Origin of the sequence: Salinarimonas soli, assembly GCF_008386575.1 — a bacterium.
Taxonomy (GTDB): domain Bacteria; phylum Pseudomonadota; class Alphaproteobacteria; order Rhizobiales; family Beijerinckiaceae; genus Salinarimonas_A; species Salinarimonas_A soli.
Window position 1 is genome coordinate 119,442 of record NZ_VUOA01000027.1, and the last position, 21,827, is coordinate 141,268.

At 64.7% G+C, this 21,827-nt stretch carries 21 protein-coding genes; 13 read left to right on the forward strand and 8 right to left on the reverse strand.

Annotation, left to right across the window (positions count from 1 at the left end; translation table 11 throughout):
* The first annotated feature begins 130 nt into the window (after positions 1-130).
* The 5 genes from F0L46_RS15110 to F0L46_RS15130 all read left to right on the forward strand — a co-directional run bounded on the left by F0L46_RS15110 (position 131) and on the right by F0L46_RS15130 (position 6,226).
* Positions 131-2,437 (forward strand): putative bifunctional diguanylate cyclase/phosphodiesterase, encoded by a 2,307-nt coding sequence (locus tag F0L46_RS15110; RefSeq protein WP_188311979.1) that lies wholly within the window; start codon positions 131-133, stop codon positions 2,435-2,437.
* A 435-nt stretch (positions 2,438-2,872) separates the two neighbouring features.
* A complete protein-coding gene (locus F0L46_RS15115; RefSeq protein ID WP_149818983.1) occupies positions 2,873-3,373 on the forward strand; it encodes a peptidase associated/transthyretin-like domain-containing protein in 501 nt (166 codons plus the stop codon).
* A 17-nt stretch (positions 3,374-3,390) separates the two neighbouring features.
* The gene (locus F0L46_RS15120; protein WP_149818985.1) at positions 3,391-4,029 is read left to right on the forward strand and encodes a ferric reductase-like transmembrane domain-containing protein; all 639 of its coding nucleotides are present in this window, start codon (positions 3,391-3,393) and stop codon (positions 4,027-4,029) included.
* Positions 4,030-4,281: 252 nt separating this feature from the next.
* Entirely contained in the window at positions 4,282-5,718 is a 1,437-nt protein-coding gene (locus F0L46_RS15125) for a M20/M25/M40 family metallo-hydrolase (RefSeq protein WP_188311980.1), read from the forward strand.
* A 313-nt stretch (positions 5,719-6,031) separates the two neighbouring features.
* Positions 6,032-6,226 carry a hypothetical protein gene (locus F0L46_RS15130; protein WP_149818989.1) on the forward strand — a complete coding sequence of 65 codons (195 nt, stop codon included), beginning with the start codon at positions 6,032-6,034 and terminating at the stop codon, positions 6,224-6,226.
* Positions 6,227-6,686: 460 nt separating this feature from the next.
* On the opposite strand, the gene F0L46_RS15140 is transcribed toward F0L46_RS15130, so the two are convergent.
* Both F0L46_RS15140 and F0L46_RS15145 read right to left on the reverse strand, forming a co-directional pair.
* Positions 6,687-7,118, reverse strand: coding sequence for a DNA-binding transcriptional response regulator (locus F0L46_RS15140; protein WP_149818993.1), 432 nt, complete (start codon positions 7,116-7,118; stop codon positions 6,687-6,689).
* A gap of 728 nt (positions 7,119-7,846) precedes the next feature.
* A complete protein-coding gene (locus F0L46_RS15145; RefSeq protein WP_149818995.1) occupies positions 7,847-8,341 on the reverse strand; it encodes an RrF2 family transcriptional regulator in 495 nt (164 codons plus the stop codon).
* An 85-nt stretch (positions 8,342-8,426) separates the two neighbouring features.
* Here F0L46_RS15145 and F0L46_RS15150 point away from each other — a divergent pair, with 85 nt between their 5' ends.
* The 3 genes from F0L46_RS15150 (at position 8,427) to F0L46_RS15160 (ending at position 10,622) form a co-directional block, all read left to right on the forward strand.
* Complete coding sequence (locus F0L46_RS15150) at positions 8,427-8,855, forward strand: group III truncated hemoglobin (RefSeq protein ID WP_149818997.1); 429 nt, start codon at positions 8,427-8,429, stop codon at positions 8,853-8,855.
* 119 nt (positions 8,856-8,974) lie between these two features.
* Positions 8,975-9,445, forward strand: coding sequence for a hypothetical protein (locus tag F0L46_RS15155; RefSeq protein WP_149818999.1), 471 nt, complete (start codon positions 8,975-8,977; stop codon positions 9,443-9,445).
* 10 nt (positions 9,446-9,455) lie between these two features.
* Positions 9,456-10,622 (forward strand): hypothetical protein, encoded by a 1,167-nt coding sequence (locus F0L46_RS15160; protein WP_210247644.1) that lies wholly within the window; start codon positions 9,456-9,458, stop codon positions 10,620-10,622.
* Between the two features lie 446 nt (positions 10,623-11,068).
* Here F0L46_RS15160 and ctrA read toward each other — a convergent pair whose 3' ends face one another.
* Positions 11,069-11,764 (reverse strand): response regulator transcription factor CtrA, encoded by a 696-nt coding sequence (gene ctrA, locus F0L46_RS15165; protein ID WP_149819001.1) that lies wholly within the window; start codon positions 11,762-11,764, stop codon positions 11,069-11,071.
* A gap of 793 nt (positions 11,765-12,557) precedes the next feature.
* On the opposite strand from ctrA, the gene parA reads away from it, so the two are divergent.
* The gene (gene parA / locus F0L46_RS15175) at positions 12,558-13,208 is read left to right on the forward strand and encodes a ParA family partition ATPase (protein ID WP_149819005.1); all 651 of its coding nucleotides are present in this window, start codon (positions 12,558-12,560) and stop codon (positions 13,206-13,208) included.
* Positions 13,209-14,092: 884 nt separating this feature from the next.
* On the opposite strand, the gene F0L46_RS15180 is transcribed toward parA, so the two are convergent.
* Positions 14,093-14,449, reverse strand: a complete 357-nt coding sequence (locus F0L46_RS15180) for a VanZ family protein (protein WP_149819007.1) — start codon at positions 14,447-14,449, stop codon at positions 14,093-14,095.
* Positions 14,450-15,020: 571 nt separating this feature from the next.
* On the reverse strand, positions 15,021-15,179 hold the full coding sequence (locus tag F0L46_RS15185) for a DUF3309 family protein (protein ID WP_149819009.1): 159 nt from the start codon (positions 15,177-15,179) through the stop codon (positions 15,021-15,023).
* A gap of 153 nt (positions 15,180-15,332) precedes the next feature.
* On the opposite strand from F0L46_RS15185, the gene F0L46_RS15190 reads away from it, so the two are divergent.
* Together F0L46_RS15190 and F0L46_RS15195 are read left to right on the forward strand one after the other, a co-directional pair.
* The gene (locus F0L46_RS15190; protein ID WP_149819011.1) at positions 15,333-16,481 is read left to right on the forward strand and encodes a sensor histidine kinase; all 1,149 of its coding nucleotides are present in this window, start codon (positions 15,333-15,335) and stop codon (positions 16,479-16,481) included.
* Positions 16,482-16,614: 133 nt separating this feature from the next.
* Positions 16,615-16,989 (forward strand): response regulator, encoded by a 375-nt coding sequence (locus F0L46_RS15195; RefSeq protein ID WP_149819013.1) that lies wholly within the window; start codon positions 16,615-16,617, stop codon positions 16,987-16,989.
* A gap of 60 nt (positions 16,990-17,049) precedes the next feature.
* Here the strand turns inward: F0L46_RS15195 and F0L46_RS15200 are convergent, their stop codons facing one another.
* Positions 17,050-17,466, reverse strand: coding sequence for a response regulator (locus F0L46_RS15200; RefSeq protein ID WP_149819015.1), 417 nt, complete (start codon positions 17,464-17,466; stop codon positions 17,050-17,052).
* Between the two features lie 183 nt (positions 17,467-17,649).
* On the opposite strand from F0L46_RS15200, the gene F0L46_RS15205 reads away from it, so the two are divergent.
* On the forward strand, positions 17,650-18,831 hold the full coding sequence (locus tag F0L46_RS15205) for a GAF domain-containing sensor histidine kinase (RefSeq protein WP_149819017.1): 1,182 nt from the start codon (positions 17,650-17,652) through the stop codon (positions 18,829-18,831).
* Positions 18,832-19,412: 581 nt separating this feature from the next.
* Entirely contained in the window at positions 19,413-20,885 is a 1,473-nt protein-coding gene (locus tag F0L46_RS15210; RefSeq protein ID WP_149819019.1) for an amidase, read from the forward strand.
* 86 nt (positions 20,886-20,971) lie between these two features.
* On the opposite strand, the gene F0L46_RS15215 is transcribed toward F0L46_RS15210, so the two are convergent.
* Positions 20,972-21,427 carry a MarR family winged helix-turn-helix transcriptional regulator gene (locus F0L46_RS15215; RefSeq protein ID WP_149819021.1) on the reverse strand — a complete coding sequence of 152 codons (456 nt, stop codon included), beginning with the start codon at positions 21,425-21,427 and terminating at the stop codon, positions 20,972-20,974.
* A gap of 132 nt (positions 21,428-21,559) precedes the next feature.
* Positions 21,560-21,827 (reverse strand): response regulator (locus F0L46_RS15220; protein WP_149819023.1); only part of this gene is annotated, 268 nt, incomplete at its 5' end.

A 21,827-nucleotide genomic window follows, 5' to 3' on the forward strand; every position in this document is an offset into this window, starting at 1 on the left:
GAGCCAGCATAAGGCTGCGCCACACAGAGACAGGTGGCCGGGGGAAAGCATGCCAGGACAACACAAGGCGTGGCAGCGGGCTGGCGGATTTCTTCGACGTTACGCTCCTCTCGTCCAGCGGGCTCCGGGGTTGTCCCCGGAAGTGCACGGCGCCCTCGTCGACCTGGTCTATGCCTCCCCAGGATCCGTCGCGCTCTCAGGCTCTATCGCCAGCATCGCGATCGGTGCGATCGCATGGACCACGGCCGACCCGATCATCATTGTCCTGCTGCTCGCGGGCGTTACGATCGCGTTCGCGCGCATCCTGATCGTCCTCACATACCGCGTCGCCCGCGGCGGCATCGATCCACTTGGCTGGGAGCGCCGCTACGAGGCCAGCTCGCTCGCCTTCGCCTGCGTTCCCGCCGCGACTTGCCTGCGTGCGTTTTCGCTCACAACCGACGGCGGCGTCCATCTTCTTGTGGCGGGCCTCACGATTGGCTATGCCGGCGCCATCATCGGGCGCGGGGCCGCACGCCCGCGCACCGCCGTCGCCCAAGCCGCTCTCATGCTCCTGCCGCTGGCATGGGCCTGCAGCTGGTATGGCGCACTCACCTACCAGGTCTTGTCCGTCCTCCTGGTTTTCTTCCTGCTCGCCCTGACCAGCGTGGCGCACGGCTTGTACGAGGCAACCCTGCGCACAACACTGACGCGGCTCGAGAACGAGGGCGTCGTGGCCGAGCTCCAGGCTCGGAACCGGGCCCTTCAACTTGTCGAGGCCCAGCGCCGGCAACATGCCGAGCGCTTCAACGCCGCCGTCGCCAACATGTCCCAGGGGCTCGCCATGTTCAGCGCGAGTGGAGCCCTGCTCGTCTGCAACCTGCGCTACTCGGACCTGTACGGCCTCCCCGAGCACCTGCGCTGGCCGGGGACGATGCTCGACGAGATCCTGGCGTTCCGGATGCAGACCGGAAGCGGTCCCGCCGACCCGAACGGGTTCAGGTCTCAACACGTGGCACGGGCCACGCGCGGCGAAGCAAGCGTCTATACGCTCCCTCTGCAAGACGGCCGGACGATGCGCATCAGCCACCAGCCACTGACTGGCGGGGGTTGGGTGACAACGCACGAGGACGTGACCGAGGCGGTCCGCGCCGAGGCTCTGATCAACTACATGGCGACGCACGATGCCCTCACCGATCTTCCGAACCGGGCCGAGTTCCGGGACAGGCTCATCGCTGCCCTGAGCCGGGCCAAGCGGGGCGAGAGCATCGCCGTGCTGTGCCTGGACTTGGACCGATTCAAGGCCGTGAACGATGGCCTCGGCCACCCCGTGGGCGATCGGCTGCTGGTAGCGGTGGCGGATCGCCTGCGCACGGCGTTGCGCGAGCACGACGCGGTGGCGCGACTCGGGGGCGACGAGTTTGCGATCGTTCAAGTTGGTGTCGCGCAGCCCACCGGGGCAACCGTGTTGGCCGAGCGCGTCATCGAGGCCTTGAGTGCCCCTTTCGAGTTGGATGGGCACCAGATCGTCATTGGGACGAGTGTCGGCTTGGCTGTCGCACCGCACGACGGGCTCGAGCCAGACGATCTGCTGCGCAGCGCCGACATGGCACTCTACCGCGCCAAAGCCGACGGCAAGGGCATCTTCCGCTTCTTCGAAGCGTCGATGGACGCCGCGATGCAGGCCCGGCGCTCGCTCGAAACGGACCTACGCCTTGCTCTTGCCCGGGGTGAGTTCGTGCTCCACTACCAGCCGATCGTCGACCTGCGATCGGGCCAGGTGAACGCCTGCGAGGCACTCCTGCGATGGCGGCATCCCGAGCGGGGCATGGTCTCGCCCCTGGACTTTATCGGTCTGGCCGAGGAGATCGGGCTGATCGTGCCCATCGGCGAGTGGGTGCTGCGGCAGGCCTGCGCCGACGCGGCGGCCTGGCCCGCCCCGGTCCGCGTGGCCGTGAACGTCTCGCCGGCCCAGTTCAGGGGGCAGAGCCTCGTCGCGGCCGTGTACGGGGCGCTCACCACGTCGGGCCTTCCTGCGGCCCGGCTGGAGCTGGAGATCACCGAGGCGGTGATGCTGGAGAACACGGAGGCGACGCTTGCGACGTTGACGCGTCTGAAGGACATGGGAGCCCGCATCGCGATGGATGACTTCGGGACCGGGTACTCGTCCCTGAGCTACCTGCGTACCTTCCCGTTCGACAAGATCAAGATTGACGGCTCCTTCATCCGCAACCTGCCGGGCGAGGCCGACGCGTTGGCGATCGTCCGAGCCATCTCGGGACTAGGTGAGAGCCTTGGCATGACCACGACGGCCGAAGGAGTGGAGACGGCCGATCAACTGGATAGCCTCAAGGCAGAGGGCTGCCGCGAGGTCCAGGGCTATCTCTTCAGCAGGCCCATCCCCAACGAGAACGTCTCAGAAGCATTGGCGGCGATTGGCATCCGGTCGGCGGCATGATGGCCGCAAGCGTCGCGGAATAAGCAACTTGATCGGGCCGCCCGATACCAGCATCGGGGCAAGATGCCCGACTTGGATGAGTTGTGACCGGCAGCCCGCATCGTGGCCACGTCGTGCTGAAGGCCAGAGCCGGGCCTTCTTAGTTCGTGAGGTCGTCCGGTACGCCGAACAGTGGATGCGCCTCGGATACCGCCGCCTCCGGAAGTAGAACCGAGAGCGGGGTATGTCGGGCCTCGTCGGACTTCCATCACTTCCGCTTGATCGGTCGGCCGCGTTGTGGACCGTGCGGGCAGTCGGCATTACCTTCGGCAAGTTGCCGGGTGGATCGCTGTATCAGAACCAGTGGTTTGCATTGCGTTGACAGTCTGGTCCTCTCTCAAACGTCTTGTGCCATTTCAATGGACAGACTTCCTTCCTCCCGCACGGAGATGCGATATGACCGATGCACCTCTCAGCCGTCGCTCCCTTCTCGTGGCAACGGCCGGCGTCGCTGGGACAGCGCTTCTTTCTAGGCCTCTCGGCCTCGTCGCCCCTGTCATGGCGGCAGCCGGGCTTGCTCCGACCGCCACCATGCGCGGCGGCGCGAACAACTACCGGCCGAACGCCCCCATGGTGGATCGGCTTGGCTCCGGGTTCTTCGTGCGCGGCAAAGTGCTTCGGGCCGGCGACGGTGCGCCGCTGAGGGGTGTGCGCATCCAGATCTGGGCCGCGACGGTCCTCGGGGGCGAGCCCGATCCGGTCAATCACGGGAGCGTCCTGACGCGCGCCGATGGCTCGTTCGAGCTCGAGATGGCGCAGATCGTGCCGAACTTCGGGCAGCCCCATGCCCATCTGGCCTATGACGACGGCGCGTTCCAAACGGTCTTTCTGCGCCCCGTCATGCCGAGTGCGCGGGACACCTCTGTGTCTGCCGACTTCGTCCTCGCCCCGACCTGACCGCCTGGACAGCTCTCATGGGATCGAGCAGCCGGGGCTGGATCCGGGCCAGCCTCGCCTGGAGCGGCGTAGCCGCGGTCACGATTGTGCCGGTCGGGATCGCAGCCTTCAGCCCGTACCTCCCGTCCCGCAACATGCCATACATCATCGGCGGCTTCGCCGGCATCGTCGGGCTGTCGCTTCTGTTCGTCCAACCGCTCCTGCCTGCGGGTTACCTCGCCGGATCGGAGGGGCCAGCCGGGCGACGCTGGCACCGTTGGCTTGGCGGCACCATCGTTGTGACGGTGGCGCTCCATGTCGGCGGGCTCTACCTGGCCAGCCCGGATGACACGGTCGATGCCCTCCTGCTCGTCTCGCCCACGCCCTTCTCGGTCTATGGCGTCACGGCCATGTGGGGAGTGGTGGCGACTGCGGTTCTGGTGCTCTCGCGGCGCCGGCTTGGGCTTCGCTATTCCGTTTGGCGACTGATCCACAACGGTCTAGCGGCAATCGTCGTCTTCGCAACGGTGATCCACGCGCTGCAGATCGAGGGTGCGATGGAGCCAGTCTCGAAGTGGATGCTGTGCCTGGCCGCCCTGGCCGCGACGGGCGTGGTCCTTTTGGACCTTCGGGTCGTAAGACCATTTCGTGCCTTGCGAAAGCCAAGCATGGATTGAGCAGCCACGAACCTGTCTCGCACAACAGGTGACCGCGATCCTGGAGCCGACATCCGGGCCAAAGATTCTTAGTGGTCGCCACGTCCGCCCACGAGCGCATCGGCTTTGGCGAGGAGCTCGGCCTCCGGTGAGGCCGCATTTCAGGTAGTCGACGGAACCCGGCCTCCCTGGGCGGCTGCGGCAACCAGACCCGCTCCGCCAGCCCGACCAGCCATGGCACGCTATACAACCGTGACCGCTAAGGAGCCACTCTTGCTGTTCTCGTATCTCAAGCACAAGAACATCGCCTCCATCGTCGCACTTGCAGCGGCCTTCGTAGGTTTGAATTGGACACCTGCCTACGCTTCCGACGAGGGCGCGATGGTGCACGTGCGGTCGTTCGATGACATCGCCAAAGCAAACGAGGGGCACCGTGCGGCCGGGTCTGCGGGGTACGATGCGTCCGCGGAGTACGTCGCGCGGACCTTGCAAGCCGCCGGATACGAGGTTCGTATGGAGGAATTCTCGTTCCCCTTCTTCGAGGAACGCTCGCCGCCCACTCTGTCGCTCGTCGCCCCCAATAACGGCCCGTCGATCGCGCTGGGCGACATCCAAACGCTGCGCAGATCAGGGACCGGGCAGGTTGTCGGTGGTCTGAGCCCAGTGGACCTCGATCTGAACGAGGGGACCACCCCTACCGCCTCCACGAGCGGCTGCGAACCAGAGGACTTCCGAGGATTCGGAGCAGGCCGTGTGGCGCTTCTGCGCCGCGGTACATGTACGTTCCAGGTAAAGGTCGACAATGCGGTGGCAGCCGGAGCCGCGGCCGTCGTGGTGATGAACGAGGGGACACCTGGACGGCTCGACCGCTTCTCTGGCGTTTTGCCAACGGCCGCTGCAATCCCAGTGGTCGCGATCTCGTTCGAGCAGGGTCGAGCGCTCGCGAGCCGCACGGGAGCGCAGGTAAGTGTCAAGGTGGACGCGGCCGTGGGAACGCGAACGACGCGCAACGTGCTCGCTGATACGCGCATCGGACATCCTGATGAAGTCGTGGTCGTCGGCGCACATCTGGACAGCGTGCGGGAGGGACCAGGGATGAACGACAATGCCAGCGGCTCGGCCGCCGTCCTGCAAGCCGCCGTTCGCCTCGCGCGCTCAAATGTGTCCGTGCGCCACCACGTCCGGTTCGCCTTCTGGAGCGCGGAGGAGCTTGGCCTCCTCGGATCGAAGCATCACGTCGCCCAGTTGTCCGACGTTGAGCGCGAGGCCATGCGGCTCTACATCAACCTCGATATGGTTGGCTCCCGGAACTTCGGTCGGTTCATCTACAGCTCGCCTCAATCGTCGCAGGGGCTGTACCCCGTCGCTCTCGCCGCCTTGCGAGAGCACTTCCGACAACGCGATTTGCCCTTTGAGGAGCGCATGGTGGGCGGAAGGCAGCGCACGGCGTCCGATGACGCCTCCTTCGCTGCGAGAGGCATCCCGACACTGGGGCTCTACACGGGTGCGGGCGAGAGGAAGAACGATGCGCAGGGAGCGCTCTTTGGTGGGGCTGTAGGTCAGCCGTTCGACGCCTGCTACCACCAGGCTTGCGATACGACTGACAACGTCGAGGGTACCGTTCTGAACGACATGAGTGAGGCGCTCTTCGCGGCTCTGATTGCATCCGCTGCCCCCGACATGGGGGCGAAGCAACCGAACGTCCCATAGCGCGCCTGCGCTGCAGGCCAAGGTTGTCACGAAGGCGCAACCCCGGATGGCGCAAATGGCCCAACGAAGGTGAATGCGCCTCGCGCGGGCACCGTCTGCGCAAACCTGATCACCACAAGGCTTCTACCCATTATCGGGGCACACCAGGGCCGGAGTGAGCGGCACATGGCGCGGTGAGGAGGGCCAAACTGTGCAGAGCGCGTAAGTAGTGGTGCACAGTGACCTGGGCCTCTTGGCCTGCTGCGCGGCGAACAACTATGGTCAAGCTCCTGAGCGGGGTGACGTAGCCGTGGCGAGCTTTCGGTATCGGATCGTGACCTACCGCGCCGGGATCGAAGCGGCGGCCGTGACCCGCAACGAACTTTCCGAGGCCAATGCCGCGTTCGCGGATGCTGTCGAGCGGGCGCGCCGGCTTGTGGAGCGACAGAAGGTGCCGCGTCGGGTCGAGCTTCTGGACCGAGGCGTTGTTATCGACGCGTCCGACCTCGTCTTGAGCGGAGCAGGCTAACCGGCCGGACCTGCGACCGTAGGCGCGGCCTGTGTGATGGCTCGGTCGAGGGCCAGGAGGGCCCAGCGGCGGGCGCGGCGCTTCGTCGAGACCTTCATCGTGTCACCTCGGCGCTGAACGGGGCGGCAGAGTGACCGCACCAAGGGTCAAGGCACAAGGTTACTTTCGGCCTACGCCCGGCCCCGCTGAGGGTTCAAAGGCCGTGAGGTCCGCCTCTCGCGCGGCACGCTCGCCTCCGGTTGCAACACCTTTGACGTGGTAGTGCCGCATACCCGACGCATCGGCTGGCAGCTGACGGATGACCTCATAGGCTTGGAGCATGTCGTTCCGCATCGCGCCGCTCAGGCTGACGATCTGCCCAACTTTGAACTTGTGCATGAGTGAGAGGCAACCTCCAGAGACGAACCTCGGCACGGTAGAGCTTTCCAGCGCCGCTCGCCAAGAGGGGCGCCCGTCACGACTAGCCGCGACAGGGGCCTAGGCCAGGCGCGGCACTGACCGGGCGCTTGAGGATGATCGGCTGCCACAAGCCGCTGAGCGCCTCGCGCGTAGCTGCGACCAGAGCTGTCGGTGGATACGGCTTCAGCAGCACGCGCGCTCTCGGTGGCAGCGTTTCAGCTCGCGGCAAGGGCCCACCTGTCGCGACGATGATGGACAGGTGCGGCCAGCGGCTCGCCAGTAGCCGGACCCCCGCAAACGGATCCTCGGATCTGGGTGTCGGTACCCCGATGAGAGCGAGCTGGATGTCGGGACTCGTCTGAAGCACGTTGACGGCGTCCTCAAGATCGGCAGCCTCGACGACGTGGAGGCCGATGTTCTCGCTCAGCACGACACCGGCGTATTCCCGGATAATGGGGTGCTCATCAACGACAAGTACGGTCTGCGGGCGCATGGGCCATCCTCCGACTTGAGCCTTGTTGGCGGCCAAGATTGCCCCTGAACGGTGTTCGGATGCTGGGAGGATCACGGATGCCGCGACGTCAGCCACTTCGAATGCCGCCCGCCTGGCGCTGGGTGAGGTGTGCTGTAGAAAGCCCCGCTCCGGTGGGGGACCGGGCGGGGCTCCTATGACAGCGTGGGCGGGATCGGCCCGCTTATGGTCGACTGCCGGGCGTGGGTGATCAGGCCAGCCGGCGAGGCACACGCCTTGTAAGATGAAGCGTCACCGCGGCGGCTTTGTTCCTGACGAGCGCGGCGTTTCCACAGGGTTTCCTGGAGCACGACCTCGCCCCCTCAGGATCCAGAAAGCCGATGCGTGGTCCAGGTAGCCGGGCGGCTGCCCTCCCCCACTCCGTAATGGCTGTGAGTCGGCGCGAAGTCGTGACCCCACCTGTGCCCTTCCATTCAGGCACTTACAGGGCCGACCGGCGTCCAGCTCCCCCGCAAGGTGACACCCTGGCCGGGTCCCATCGAGGGGGCTGGTGACGCCCGCCGCCACGTAGGCCGCCAATGTCCGCTTTCCATGCCTGAGCGCTGGAAGCTGCCATTCCGTTTCCGGCCAGTCACGATCGTTCGGAGCCAAATAGACTGCCCCGAGGCGAACAGTTCGGAGGACCGCGAACGCTCAGGACACCTCATTGTCTCACGCCAGACCTCCGAAGGGTCCGAAGCGAGATGCATTCACGACGGAATTGGTGTGCCGTCCTCGCGCTCGGCGGCACCGGCCCCCTCGACCGATGCATCGGGTAGCCCCAGCCGCTCACGCATGGCAGGGCGCAGGCCCGCCAAATCAGCCAGGGTCAGCTTGTCGAGCTCGGACAAGAACGCCTCCACGGCTCGGGCCAGCGCGCGGGTCAGGCGGCACGTGCCGGTGAACACACACGCCGCCGGCCCATCCCCTAAGCACTCGACGAGACGCATGTCGCCCTCGAGCGCCCGGACGACCGCACCCATCCGGATCTGCTGCGGGTCGCCCTTCAGCCTCAGGCCGCCGGCACGGCCCCGCACGCCCTGAACGAGGCCGAGCGCCACCAGGGTTTGAGCCACCTTCATAAGGTGGTTCTTCGACACGCGGTGCCGGCGTGCAAGCTCGTCAATGGTGACCACCCGGTCGTCTACGACGGCCAGGGTCATCAGCACGCGAAGGGCGTAGTCGGTGTGAACGGTCAGGCGCATCGGGATCTCACAATCAGGTATTTACAGTACCGCTTTTCAGGCGTACACGAAAGATGCATCGCAGATGCATGATTGAGAGTTGATCATGAGCGCCGGCGCTATCCCCCTCACGCAGCCACAGGCCACCATCTCGGAGGAGATGATCCGCGCTCTGGTGCAGGCGTTCTACGAGCGGGTGCTGCGGGACGAGGCTCTCGGCCCCGTCTTCCGCGACAGGCTCGATCAGCGCTGGGACGAGCATCTGGCCGTCATGGTTGATTTCTGGTCGTCGGTAGCTCTGAGCACGGGCCGTTATGCTGGCAAGCCCCACCTGGCCCACCGTGACCTGGGTCTCGACCCCGAGCACTTCGGCCGCTGGCTCGACCTGTTCGAGACGACCGCTCGCGAGACCTGCGGCGAGGCGGCCCCGTTCTTCGTCGACCGCGCCCACAGGATCGCCGACAGCCTCATGATCGGGCTTGGGATCGGGCCGAAGGCGCTTGTTCGTCCTGGGCTCGCGGAGGCACGGCTATGACCTACCAGCGATGCCGGGCCGGCTCGGGCCGTCGACGACGACCCTAGAGCCCCCTCCTTCTCCATACCCATCGACGACATCCCGCGCCGCCCCGCGTGCGCGATCCCTGGAGGCTTGCCATGGCCGACCATGCTATCGATCTCATGCCCACGCTCCCGCAGGAGCCCGAGCCCTTTCCGGTCCTCGGCCTGTGGTTCGAAGACGTCCCGCAGCCCGCCAACGACGATCACCGCTACCTGCCGGAGCGCCTCGTCCCTGACCTGCCGCCCGCAGTCGGGTTCATGTTGGTGGGAGCGTTCGCCTGGATCATCGGGGCCTACCTGATCACGTTCTGGAGTGACCTGCAGGCACTCGAGATGGTCGTCGTCGATGCCGTCTATGCCAGCGTGTATCTGGGCGTGCCCTGGCTCATTCTGAAGCTCGAACCGCGGACGGGCCAGAACCCGACGCTCGCCGTGTTTCTCGACCGGGGCCTGCAGACCTTCACGGGTCACCTCACCGGAATGCAGGCTCTCGTCCAGATCCTCACCATCCCGGTCGCGCTCGCAAGCGCCACGACGGCCATGTGCCTCGTTGCCAGGCTCGCCTGAGGACCACGCCATGATCTGCCATCGGATCTCCCGTCCTCTCCTGGCTGCCGCATGCGTCCTCGCACCGACCCTGCCGGCTCAGGCTCACGTCAAGTGGTTCGCCCCCTACATCGTCGGCGCGCCGCCCAGGCCCGTCGGAGCGACGTTGACGGATGTTTGGTTCTGGACGGCGCTCGCCCTGGTTCTGGCGTTCTTCCTGGCCACACGGGCCATCGAGGTAACCCGCGTCGGGCAGGGCACACTCACCATGCTCGACCGGGTCTCCGCCGCGCTCTGGCGCCGTGCCGACGACTTCATGCGAGCGACCATCGGCGCGTTCTTCGTAGCCATCTTTGCCGTGGGAGGTGTGTACCTGACGCCGGACCTCACGACGCGCTCGGAGCTCGTCTCCTGGGCGCAGCTGCTCATCGCGGCCCTGATCTTCTCGCGGCGCACGCAGCCCCTGGCGGCAGCTGGCATCATCGCGCTCTGGGTATTGGCTCTGCGCGACTACGACCTGTTCCACCTGCTGGACTATCTCGCCCTTGGGGTCTCGGCGGCGGCGTACCTTGTGCTCGAGGCGTCAGCCGACGAGGGCTGGCGCCGGCATCGCTTCGAGGCCCTGCGCTGGGGCGTTTCCGTTGCGCTCATGTGGTCGGCGCTGGAGAAGTTCGCCTATCCGGACTGGTTCTACCCGCTTGTCGAGGCGAAGCCGTTCCTCACCTTCGGCCTGCCCCGCGATGCCTTCATTCCTACGGCTGGGGTGGCGGAGTTCACGATGGGCTTCGGGCTGATCTGGACACCGCTGATCCGCCGCCTGTCCGCCATCGCTCTATTCGTCATCTTCAACGCCGCGGTGTATCCGTTTGGGCGCATCGATCTCGTCGGCCATGCCCTGATCATGGGCATGATCGTGATCATCGCGGCTGACCCGGAACGTCACGTCCATTTCCTTCCAGCGATCAGGCAGAAGCTTGCCGCGGTGCCGGCTGCCCTCGCTGTTGTCCTGATGGTGTTCGCGACGGGGTATTGGGGCCTGCACCGCTCCATCTACGGGCCCGAGGGACTTATCGGCCAGCTGGGTGGCGAGATGGCCACCCACTCACACGATCCTGAGCATCCGCACGGACCGCAGACGCGCGTCTGGTTAGCGCCCGATCAAGCTGGGGCAACTCACACAGGAGCCGTCCAGCGCTGATCGGGGTCACGGGAGTTGTCACGCGCCCTGTCTATCAGCCTCGACAAGTGTTGTGTCGCAGGGTGAGGATTATGGTTCTACTCATTGTCGGGAAGTAGCTTGCGGCCCAGAAGCGGACCTACTGCTCCGCGCCCATGTCGGCTGTAGAGACCTCTTGCGCTAAACCCCGAAAGCGGACATTCCCTTTGTTGATTATGCGAGCGGGACGACGTTGTCTGCTTGTGTTGAACATCGTCGGCCGAAGCAAGCCTCGCGGAACCTCCGTTTGTAGAAACCGTTTCGAGGATCTGCGTCGACGCCCAGGCTGTCCGATCCCAACGCCGTTTCGGCGACCCTTTCGATCCCCGAGCTTGGGATGGATGCCGTCCTGCTAGCACCGGGTCAAAAATCTTCGGTCGGACTGTAGGTCCGATGACGACACCTCTGAAAACTGACCACGGTCGCCTTTAACCCGTCGCCCGCTGCTCTTGCGGCTCGCGCAGTGTGTAGCCACGGCCCCAGATGGTCTCGATGTAGTCCTTGCCGTTTGAGGCGTCCGCGAGCTTCTTGCGCAGCTTGCAGATGAACACGTCGATGATCTTCAGCTCCGGCTCGTCCATGCCGCCGTAGAGATGGTTCAGGAACATCTCTTTCGTGATCGTGCTGCCCTGCCGGAGCGCCAGCAGCTCCAGAATGGCGTACTCTTTGCCAGTCAGATTGAGACGCGTCGTGCCGATCTCGGCGAGCTTGGCGTCCATGCGCACCTTCAGGTCGCCGCAGGTGAGCACCGCCTCGGCGTGGCCCTTGGAGCGGCGCACGATGGCGTGGATGCGCGCCACCAGCTCGTCCTTGTGGAAGGGCTTGGTGAGGTAGTCGTCCGCGCCGAAGCCCAGACCCTTCACCTTGTCCTCGATGCCCGCCAGGCCCGACAGGATCAGGATCGGCGTCTTCACCTTGGCGACCCGCAACGAGCGGAGAACCTCGTAGCCCGACATGTCGGGCAGGTTCAGGTCGAGTAGGATGATGTCGTAATCGTAGAGCTTGCCGAGATCGACGCCCTCCTCGCCCAGGTCCGTGGCATGGGTGTTGAAGCGCTCCGACTTGAGCATCAGCTCGATGCTCTGGGAGATCGACGGATCGTCCTCGATCAGGAGGATGCGCATGAGGGCCTCGTCGCAACAAGCCCGTCAGCATCCCTCGACAGAGTGAGTTTTCCGTTAACCGGCTTGAGGGCTTCGCTGATAGTGGTGCGCTACGATGTAACCTGAGCATGCTGCTAACCCACTCATGCGTGCGGCAGTGCTGCGCCACACGGCCGGTGCGCTGGAGTTGGAACAACGTTGCATACGGCTCACGGCGCCAGCTGATGTTCCCTTCGGATAGAGCCACGTGGGCCTGAACGACAATGCGTCCTCCGGCGTTGGCTGTTGCGCATCAGCATCCGCATTCTGCCCGTCTACGTGGACCAGCCAGTCCGATCGTTGCAGGCCATATCGAACGTGTCAGCGCGCAGTGTCCACGTGAGCAGCTGATGCCGGCGCGCAAACCGAAGCTTGGCGGCCTCGATGGCCCGGATCTCGTCACGAGCGGATCGGATCTCGATGCTACCCTTCGGCACAGCAAAAGGCACGCCGAACACCGTTCGATAGAAGTGGATGGTGCACGCGAACATTGCACAAACCTTCCTTGAAGATTGCTCCTCCGAGAGACAACGCGCCTGCAAGCGTCTAGGTCGCATCGCGTTGTCAAACGGCCACAGGTCGGCGCCGCTGGACGGGGTCCACTCTGTGGCAACATTAGATCTTCCACCGCCAAACCAGACATGACACTGCAAAGATGGACACCCGAGCCTCGCATTAGGAGACACCCTTCCCTGGCGTTTACCTTCGGTCAACCATGAGCCTGCACCCTAGTCTCAGCGCCAATCACCTGGCGTTGGCACGAGGGCAGCCGCCGATGATCATCGCCGTGCTCAACCAGAAAGGCGGGGTCGGCAAGACAACCCTCGCCGTCAACATCGCCGCCATCTTGGCCCGCAACGGGCGTCGACCCCTTCTCGTCGACGGTGACCCGCAGGGCAGTTCGCTGGCTTGGTCGAGCACGCGCGAGCGCGCACCACTCTTTCCGGTGGTTGGGATGGCAAAGCCCACGCTCCACCGTGACCTGCCGCAGATCGCACAACACTACGACGATGTGATCATCGACGGCGCTCCGCGCGTGAACGATCTGAGCCGCTCGGCCATGTTGGCAAGCGACCTTGTGCTCATTCCGGTGCAGCCCTCTCCTTACGATCTCTGGGCCAGCCTCGAGACGGTGCAGCTCATTCGCGAGGCTCAGCAGTTCAGGCCGCACCTCGCGGCCACCTTCGTGATCAACCGCAAGATCAAGAACTCAGCGCTCGGCCGAGACTTCGACGGTGCGCTCGCGCCGCTTGGGATGCCCGTGCTGCCGGCACACCTTCAGCAGCGGATCGTCTATGCCGAGAGTGCTGCGCAGGGGCTGTCCGTCGCAGAGGCCGCTCCGCGCAGTGAAGCCGTGCAGGAGCTTGCGGCACTTGTAGTCTGCATTGCCGGCACCAGTGCAAACCAGGAGAGGAGGGCTGCATGAGCAAGAAGTTCGTGAGCATCAAGCTGCCGGCATCGCCTGTTCGTACTCTGTCTCACTCGGGCCGGGAGCACTGGGTTCATCAGAGGGCGGCAGAGGGCAGCGGGGTTGGGCCGCAGTTGCGACGTCCACCTCCCCAGGAACTCGCGTCGGCTCTGGGCGGCATGGCCCCAGGGTGGGTCGACGGTCCGCCTGCCATACGACAAAGCTTGCGCCGAACTTGGCCCAAACGCTTATTGGCGATCCCTGAATAGCGCCTCCGTTTCGCTACACGAGACCACCGATTGCACAGCCCGGCCATGCGACATGACCCGACGGCACTCATGCGAGCGCCGAAGGCCAGGCCTGCTCGCTGGTGCTGATTCCACTCATTCGGCTTGTCGACGCCACGCTGTCTCCTTTCAGGCGGCAGGCCGAGCCCTAATCGAGCTCGCCAGTCCCGCACGTTCGGGCCGAGCCTTCCACTGACACTGCGGAAATCGGACGACGTTGCGGGCAGCCGCCCCGCAAGGGCTTTTTGTCTTGTATGACCCATGTACGCGCGACTCATCAGGTCGAAGCCTTACCGTTCTGCCTCACTGCCTTTGGCGGGGGCGCATATGGACGACGGCGCAAAGAAGGCCCAGGAGTGTCGTCGTAGGGCTGATCATTGCCGTGGAGTTGCGGCGCTACTCTCGCGCCACGACGGGCGAGAGCGGCTGCTTCAGCTCGCACAGGAGTATCTGCATATGGCTGAGCGCCTGGAACCAGTGAGGCGGCCCGGTGACCGAGAGGGTTACCCTGTGAACAAGCTCTGACGGCGTGGGCAGCGGACCCGAGCGCACTGCCTTCTTTCCTTAAGCCGGACAATTGTCACCGATCTGCAGAATAGCGCGCGGCCGCCGGCCTCAGCGGCGCGATCTGTAGGCAATCAGTTCGAAGAGCAGAGCGCCGAGCAGGCCGGCGAAGGCTCCGGCCACCCCCCCCTCGACGTCAACGACCTGTGACGTGTGGCCTGGAATGACGAGCTGGAGTCTTTCAAGAGCCGCTGCATACATCCCGAGCAGACACCAAGTTGCGAAACGAGCATTAAAACCAGGATGCCCAAGCGCTAAGAAAAAACCGGTGAACGCATAAGCCACGAAGTGCTCAAGGTGGCTACCTGCGCCCGTGCGGACCTGTAACCCTCCCGGCCAGAGCGAAAGCGCTCCGAGTGCCGCGAACGCAGCCCAGCCGAGATATCGTTGGGCACCGATGGTTCTCATATGCCCCCCTTTGCTGGGCCTAGCCGTTGCACTTGGGTCCAGTGCGAGTGATGGGGCGACGGGACTTCGGAGGAAAGGTGGAGAGTCTACCCACTCGCTAAGGTGAACCGGCCTTGTCTCAACGGCTGCGGGCCAGAGCCAGGTTGCCACCTAGTTGCCGGGCCAGTCTCGGCTGGCGCCTGCTTCAGAAGCTCTCGCCCAAGACATCGATATGTTCGCCCCTTCCGACCTGCGCCCCTTTGCGACAACAACGAATAGGAGCACCAGCTCGGACTCTGTCATCAAGGAAGAACGCCCTACTGATGCCAGTGCCCCCTATGTCAGGCCCGGATTGAACTCTGATGAGGCGCTTTTAGCTGCTCCTTTGCCGCACTCAGGGCTTGGGCGGCTGCTAGTCCGGCCACGAGCCCGCCTACTCGTAGCCCTTCCCCAGATCAATCGCACGTTTCGCTGAAACGCAAGCTGCTCCAGGCACTCCAACGGAACCATGCGCGCAACTGATGGTCTGCTTCAAACCACTCGCCTGCTGGGAATGATGGTCTCGAACCCTCTCGCAGGCAGGGAAGGTCACTCAGATCCGTCCTAGCAGGAGCAGAATAATAAGGATCACGACGACCACCCCGACGATGCCGCTTGGCCCATACCCCCACGAGCGGCTGTGCCCCCAGGTGGGAAGCACGCCGAGGAACGCGAGGATCAGGATGATAAGGAGGATGGTCCCGATACCCATGCCTTGATCTCCAACACCGGCCCAAGCTGGGCTGCTATGGAATCAACTTGGGCGTAGAGGTGATGTTCCCGTTCAGTTTCCGGCAGCTTAGGTTGAACTCTGTCCGGCTCTCTCCCGTTGCTCATCATTGCTGCATGTTAACGGGTGTGACGAGTGACGGGTGATCAGAACTTTCCCTGGGATGAGGAACAACGGCTGGCCACCCTGCGCGCCTACGCCATCCTCGACACACCACCTGAACCGGACTTCGACGACATCGCGCATCTGGCGGCTCACATCTGCGGCACGCCGGTATCCGCCATCAGCCTCGTTGAGGACCGGCGGCAATGGTTCAAGGCTGAGGTCGGGCTTGGCCTTCGTGAGACCCCCATCGAGGTCTCCTTCTGCGCCAAGGCGGCCCTCCGTCCAGGGCTGACCATTGTTCCCGATGCGGCCGCCGATCCGCGCTTCTCTCGTAACCCGCTCGTCGCCGAGCATCCGCACCTACGATTCTACGCAGGCGCTCGCCTCGACAGTCCTGCGGGCCTGCCGCTCGGGACGTTGTGCGTCCTCGACTATGTGCCGCGTGACCTCTCGCCGGACCAGAGGAACGCTCTTTCAGCGCTTGCGCGGCAAGTCGTGGCACAACTCGAATTGCGCCACGCCATCGCTGCTCGTGACGAGGCACTCGCAGCCAGCAGACGCGCTGAGGAACGGCAGGCGCTGCTCGTGCGTGAGCTTCACCATCGTACCCGCAATCAACTCGCCGTCATGCAGTCGCTTCTCGGCGCGACGGCTCGGGCGAGCCACAGCACGGCTGAGTTCTACTCGGCTTTCTCGGGGCGGATCACGTCGATGGCCAGAACCCAAGCCCTCCTCACGGAGGACTACTGGCAGACTGCCTCCCTGCGCGAACTCCTCCTAAATGAACTCAGAGCGCATGCCGACGAAGAGAGCGGGCGAATTGCTCTGAGCGGTCCCGATCTTCACCTTGCGGCCGATCTTGCCGTGCCCCTGAGCATGGCCCTTCATGAACTCGCCATCAATGCGGCTCGGCATGGAGCGCTATCGGCCCCTGGTGGGCAAGTCGAGGTGGCTTGGGATGAGCGCCGGGATGGCCTCCACCGAAGCTTGTGTCTCGACTGGCGGGAGCATGGCGGTGGACCAGTCGAGAAGCCAGCGCGACGCGGGGTCGGGTCGCAGATCCAGCGCATGCTTGAACTACAATGCAATGCGCGAGTGGAGATCACCTACGCCCCTGACGGGCTCCGCTTCAGCGTGACAGCGCCACTCATCGAGCAGCGTCTTGTCCCTGCCTACTAGCTTGGGAGCCCTTCAGGCTGCGTTCACGTCCGCTCCACCATGACGGGCGATACAATCCCCATCCCACGCCATACGAGGTGATTGTACACAGCCGCACGCCAAGCTTCCGACGTGAGGGAGATAACAGGCACGCATGACTGAGGCCCATACGCCACGTCCTCTCATCCTCCTAGCGGAGGACGAGGTGCTCATTGCTCTGGAGCTTGCCGACAGCTTGGAGCGGGATGGCTTCGAGGTGGCTGGCCCGTTCACAACCTGCACAGCAGCGGAGGCGTGGCTGAAGGGGCATGAGCCCTCAGGAGCGATCCTCGACAATGCGCTCAAGGACGGCCCCTGTGAGGCGCTCGCCGGCGATCTTCAGGGACGCGGCATTCCATTCCTCGTCTATAGCGGCCATAGCCGGACACCTGATCTACCCGAGGTGTTCGCAAACGTGCCGTGGATCGTAAAGCCTGCGCCAACCGAAGCGCTGCTCCGTGCACTCCACGTGTCGCTCAGGGGCGAGTAGTCCGTGTGTGACGACGCCACTCGTCCTCTCGGCAGCGTCCCCCACGACTGGACGAGCTATCTAAGCTGCGTCCGCATGCTGGTTCCAATCTTCGGCTTGGGGAGCGCCTCTCGCCCCGCAGGCCCGTGTCACCTCAGCGATAAGACGCGCCTCACTCACCGGCTTCTCAAGGAAGGTGCTACCGGGTGGCAGATCGCCAGGGCTCGGCGACAAGCAACCCGATAGTACGACGACTGCGATGCCGGGCCACTGTTCGCTCACCCGGTGCGCCAGCGCAAACCCGTTCATCCCCGGTGGCATGTCCACATCGGTCACAAGCGCATGCACGTCGCCGCGAGCGGCAAGGCTCACCAGTGCTTCCGCTGCCGAGCCCGCCTCCAACACATGAAAGCCTGCATCGGCCAGCGCATCTGTCACGAACATTCTGACGATCGCATCGTCCTCAACGCACAACACGACCCGCTCAGATCCGGACATAGGGCACCTCGGCGCTGGTGGTACACAGCGACGCTAGGGTAGGCGGATCTGATTTGGATACCGCCGCCTCGACCGGCTTACACGGGATCTGTACCCTGTTGCGGGGATGCCACCTCAGCCGCCGACGCGAGCGTCGCAATTCTACTCTCGCGGGGGTACACAGACTGGTGTGGAGTGAAGCGCATGACGGCACCACTTGCCTCTAACGAAGCCCAGCGCCTTGCCGTGCTGCGGGCCTACGGCATTCTCGACACGCCCATCGAAGCCGTGTTCGACGACATCGTCCACCTTGCAGCCCACATCTGCAACGCGCCGATCGCCGTGATCAACCTCATCGACGAGGGGCGGCAATGGTTCAAGTCGGAGATCGGTCTTGGCGTGCGCGAGACACCGCTCGATGTGTCGATCTGCGCGCATGCCATCCTCCAGCCGGGGCTCTTCGTGGTGCCCGACACGACGCAGGACCCGCGCTTTGCGCATAACCCGCTTGTGACCGGCGAGCCTCGCCTGCGCTTCTATGCCGGTGCGCTGCTCGAAACCTCTGACGGGTACCCGCTTGGGACGCTGTGCGTTCTCGATCACAAGCCGCGCACGCTTCGTCCTGAAGAGGGTGAGGCTTTGATCGCGCTCGCACGCCAGGTGATGGCGCTCTTCGAGTTGCGGCGTGCTCTGGCCGACGCCGAGCGGGTCAGTCTTGAACGCGCCCGGCTGATGGCGGTTGCCGGTCATGACCTGAAGCAACCGCTCCAGACGATGAGTATCGCCCTCGAAATCGCCAAGCGTGCGGTGACGAACGAGCTTCACACGGCTCTGGTCGAGACGGCCCTGAGTGCCTGCGAGAAGCTCGGGTCCGATCTCGACCAATTGGTGGCGACCTCTCGTTTGGGCGCTGGTGTTCCGAACTGGCAGCGGCTTGCCCTTCAGCCGCTTCTGGAAGAGGTGGTTGCCGGATGGGAGCCGCATCTGCGACGCAAGAAGCTGTCACTGGTCGTCGTTCCGACTGGCCTATGCGTGTTCAGCGATCCGGCGATGTTGAGCACGATCGTTCGGAACTTCGTGGGCAACGCGATCAAGTACACGTTGTCTGGCGGGCGTATTCTGGTCGGGTGCCGTCGCCGGGGAAGCTGCGTGTCGGTTGAGGTCTGGGACACGGGGATTGGGATCGCGCCGGGTGAACTGGAGCGTGTGTTCGATGCGTTCCGTCAACTCGACCCGGATGGGTCGGAGGGGCTCGGCATGGGGCTGGCGATTGTGCGGCACACGGCGACGATGCTGGGCCACGAGGTGACGGTCGGATCGATGGTGGGACGGGGCACTGTGTTCCGGGTCTCTGTCCCGAAGGTCGCGGCGTGCCACGAACCTTGATCGTCGTAGCTGCGTCTCGTCAGGACCACTGCACGGCATCAGTGAGTTGCACGATGTGGCCGGTATTGCGATCAAGCTCGTCGATCAGTCCGCAAGACCCACAGTTGCGTGAACATATCAAGGACATCATTCTCCTGTGATGTTCTTCCGCATCGCACCTTGGAAAGACAGCGGCCAAGACAGCCTGGTGCTGCTCGATGAGCACGTCAACCAAGGTCGCGGCTTGCAGGCTCAAGAAACGGATGCAGTTGAGCCGCTCCTTCTCCCGCTCGACCACACCCCATATGCTGCCGAGACCCTTCCCCTCGGCTTCAGTCAGATGGTAGGGCTTCCTACAGCTGCCCCCTGTGCGGCAAGCGTGGCCTCAGCTCGCGTGATCGGGTCCGGCAGGCCCGGGTACGTCAGGGAACTCGCCCGCCCAATCTCGGAATTCAAGTACTCGTCGAGCCGATTGCCGCAACCCGAAACTTCGGGTGCTTTAACTTGCCCTCCTCCTTGCGCATCCGGCCGCGGTACCATCTGCTTCCCCCGCATGCGGCCGAGCTACTACGCCTCATCGCCTGCCAATGGAGGAGCCTTGCATGCTGGAGCTGTGCGATCTAACAGCCGTCGAAGCCCGATGGCTCATTGGGCGTGGCGAGATCTCCCCTGTCGCACTCCTCGAGAGCTGCCTTTCTCGGATCGAGGCCGTCAACCCCGCCGTCAACGCCGTCGTGGCGCTCGACTGCGAGGGCGCTCGGGCTGCTGCCGTGGCAGCGGAGCGAGCTGTAAGGCATGGCGAGTTCCTGGCTCCGCTGCATGGCATGCCGGTCGGGATCAAGGACCTCGACGAGACCCGGGGCTTGCGCACGACCTTTGGCAGCCTCTTGTATCGGGACTACGTCCCCGACGCCGACGGTGGCATCGCAGCCCGGATCCGCGCGGCGGGGGGCGTTGTCTTCGCGAAGACCAACACGCCCGAATGGGGGCTTGGCGCCAACACCCGCAATGCCGTGTACGGCGCCACGGGCAACCCCTTTGACCCGAACCGCTCCTGCGCCGGCTCGTCGGGCGGATCGGCGGTCGCGCTCGCCACCGGCATGGCGCCCCTTTGCACCGGGTCCGACATGGCCGGCTCACTTCGCACGCCGGCAGCCTTCTGCGGGGTCGTAGGCTTTCGGCCGTCGGCGGGTGTGGTGCCGGCCGAGAAGAGGGTGCTGGGCTGGTCGCCGCTCAGCGCACTCGGGCCCATGGCTCGCACGGTCGAGGATGCCGCCCTCCTCCTTTCCGTTATGGCTGGGACCGACGACCGCGACCCTCTCAGCCACCCGAGAGCCAGGCCGCTGTTCCCTCTCCCGCACGTCGACCTCAGGCATCTGCGGGTGGCTTGGAGCGAGGATCTTGGCTTCGCTCCTGTTGAGGCGACGATACGCAGGACGTTCCGCGCCCGCATGTCAGCGTCTCAGGGATGGTGCGGGAGTTCAGTTGAGGCACATCCAGACTGCACGGGCGCCGACGAGACCTTCGCGATCCTGCGCGCCTCCCAGGTGCTCGCGGCTCATCTCGACAAGGTGCGCAACGACCGGACCGCCTGCGGGCCGAACCTAACGGCGAATGTCGAGGAGGGGCTTCGCTACAGCTTCGCCGATGGCGCACGGGCGCAGGCTATGCAGACGCGGCTCTACCGCACGTTTCGTGCCTTCTTTCGCGAGCACGATCTCCTGATCACACCCGCGGCTGCGATCAGCCCGCGGCCTTGGCGCGAGTTGTATCCGCACGAGATCGACGGCGTTCCAACCAACAGCTACTTTCACTGGCTGGCGATCGCGTACGCCGTGACGCTGGTGGGGCACCCGGCGGTATGCTTGCCGGTTGGGCGCGACGAGCATGGCCTGCCTTTTGCGCTCCAGGTCGTTGGTCCACCGGGTTCGGACGCCCCGCTGCTCGGGGCGGCATCTGCGCTCGCGCGCGAATTCGCGCTCGATCCGGCTCTGGTCCAGCCGCGAGCCGATGTCGCAGCCCTTGCAACCGCCCCGCCCATTTCAGCGAGCGAGGGCTTCCTCGGCTGGGGTTAATGGATCGAATTGCGCCCATTCCGGTCCTTCGGTTACCGTCACAAGCCTCTCCAAAGCAGACGTTCGCTGACGCTGAAAGGTGCGCGTCAGCTCTGCCGCGGCTCCGCTCCGCGCAGCGTCGCCGTGATGCGGTCGACGGCAGCCTTCAGGGCCTGCAGGTCGGGTAGGGACTGCCCCAAGGCACAGATCATCGTCTCGGGAACCGTCAGGGCATCGGAGCGGGTCTGCCGGCCCTTCTCGGTCAGGGTGACACGCACGAGACGCTCGTCGTGGGTGTCGCGCCGGCGGCTCACGAAGCCTGCCGCCTCGAGGCGCTTGAGCAGCGGCGTGAGCGTGCCCGAGTCGAGGCTCAGGCGCTCGCCGATGCCGCTGACCGTGAGGTCGTCCTCCTCCCAGAGCACCATCATGACGAGGTACTGCGGGTAGGTCAGGCCGAGCCCGTCGAGCAGAGGCTTGTAGGCGGCGTTGAAGGCCTGGGCAGCGGTGTAGACGGAAAAGCAGAGCTGGCGGTCGAGCCTGAGGCTCGCAAACGGATCGGACATGAACCGGCTTTCGTGAACCGGGGCAATGTAGCGACAGCTAGGCTAAGATCAATCCAACGCGCGCAATTCGTTGCCGTGCCAGCGAGTGCTGGCCACCATGGAAGCCTGCACACGCCAAAAGATCGGCTTGGGTCAAAGCGGTGCCCTGAGGACCGACCTCGCGAACGGACGAGCTTCGGCCAGCAGGTCTTGCACAGCGGCCACCAGCACCATGGGCATGAACGGCTTCTGCAGGAACCGCGCGCCCGCTGGAAGAGCACCCTGCGGAGGAGCGCCTGAGGTCAGCAGGACCCCGGTCCCAGGCCAGTTGGCTTTGACAGCATGCGCCAGATCAAGCCCATTGATCGCTCCTGGCATGTTGATGTCGGTGAACACCAGACGCACGTCCTGGCGCGCGCTC

What these genes read in the sequence shown, in the direction of transcription:
- F0L46_RS15115 (WP_149818983.1), top strand. Translation starts at nt 2,873, where the DNA reads ATGACCGATGCACCTCTCAGCCGTCGCTCCCTTCTCGTGGCAACGGCC.
- F0L46_RS15200 (WP_149819015.1), bottom strand. Translation starts at nt 17,466, where the DNA reads ATGTCCGGATCTGAGCGGGTCGTGTTGTGCGTTGAGGACGATGCGATC.
- F0L46_RS15210 (WP_149819019.1), top strand. Translation starts at nt 19,413, where the DNA reads ATGCTGGAGCTGTGCGATCTAACAGCCGTCGAAGCCCGATGGCTCATT.
- F0L46_RS15195 (WP_149819013.1), top strand. Translation starts at nt 16,615, where the DNA reads ATGACTGAGGCCCATACGCCACGTCCTCTCATCCTCCTAGCGGAGGAC.
- F0L46_RS15205 (WP_149819017.1), top strand. Translation starts at nt 17,650, where the DNA reads ATGACGGCACCACTTGCCTCTAACGAAGCCCAGCGCCTTGCCGTGCTG.
- F0L46_RS15150 (WP_149818997.1), top strand. Translation starts at nt 8,427, where the DNA reads ATGAGCGCCGGCGCTATCCCCCTCACGCAGCCACAGGCCACCATCTCG.
- F0L46_RS15140 (WP_149818993.1), bottom strand. Translation starts at nt 7,118, where the DNA reads ATGCGCCCGCAGACCGTACTTGTCGTTGATGAGCACCCCATTATCCGG.
- F0L46_RS15180 (WP_149819007.1), bottom strand. Translation starts at nt 14,449, where the DNA reads ATGAGAACCATCGGTGCCCAACGATATCTCGGCTGGGCTGCGTTCGCG.
- F0L46_RS15120 (WP_149818985.1), top strand. Translation starts at nt 3,391, where the DNA reads ATGGGATCGAGCAGCCGGGGCTGGATCCGGGCCAGCCTCGCCTGGAGC.
- F0L46_RS15155 (WP_149818999.1), top strand. Translation starts at nt 8,975, where the DNA reads ATGGCCGACCATGCTATCGATCTCATGCCCACGCTCCCGCAGGAGCCC.
- F0L46_RS15160 (WP_210247644.1), top strand. Translation starts at nt 9,456, where the DNA reads ATGATCTGCCATCGGATCTCCCGTCCTCTCCTGGCTGCCGCATGCGTC.
- ctrA (WP_149819001.1), bottom strand. Translation starts at nt 11,764, where the DNA reads ATGCGCATCCTCCTGATCGAGGACGATCCGTCGATCTCCCAGAGCATC.
- F0L46_RS15185 (WP_149819009.1), bottom strand. Translation starts at nt 15,179, where the DNA reads ATGGGTATCGGGACCATCCTCCTTATCATCCTGATCCTCGCGTTCCTC.
- parA (WP_149819005.1), top strand. Translation starts at nt 12,558, where the DNA reads ATGATCATCGCCGTGCTCAACCAGAAAGGCGGGGTCGGCAAGACAACC.
- F0L46_RS15145 (WP_149818995.1), bottom strand. Translation starts at nt 8,341, where the DNA reads ATGCGCCTGACCGTTCACACCGACTACGCCCTTCGCGTGCTGATGACC.
- F0L46_RS15215 (WP_149819021.1), bottom strand. Translation starts at nt 21,427, where the DNA reads ATGTCCGATCCGTTTGCGAGCCTCAGGCTCGACCGCCAGCTCTGCTTT.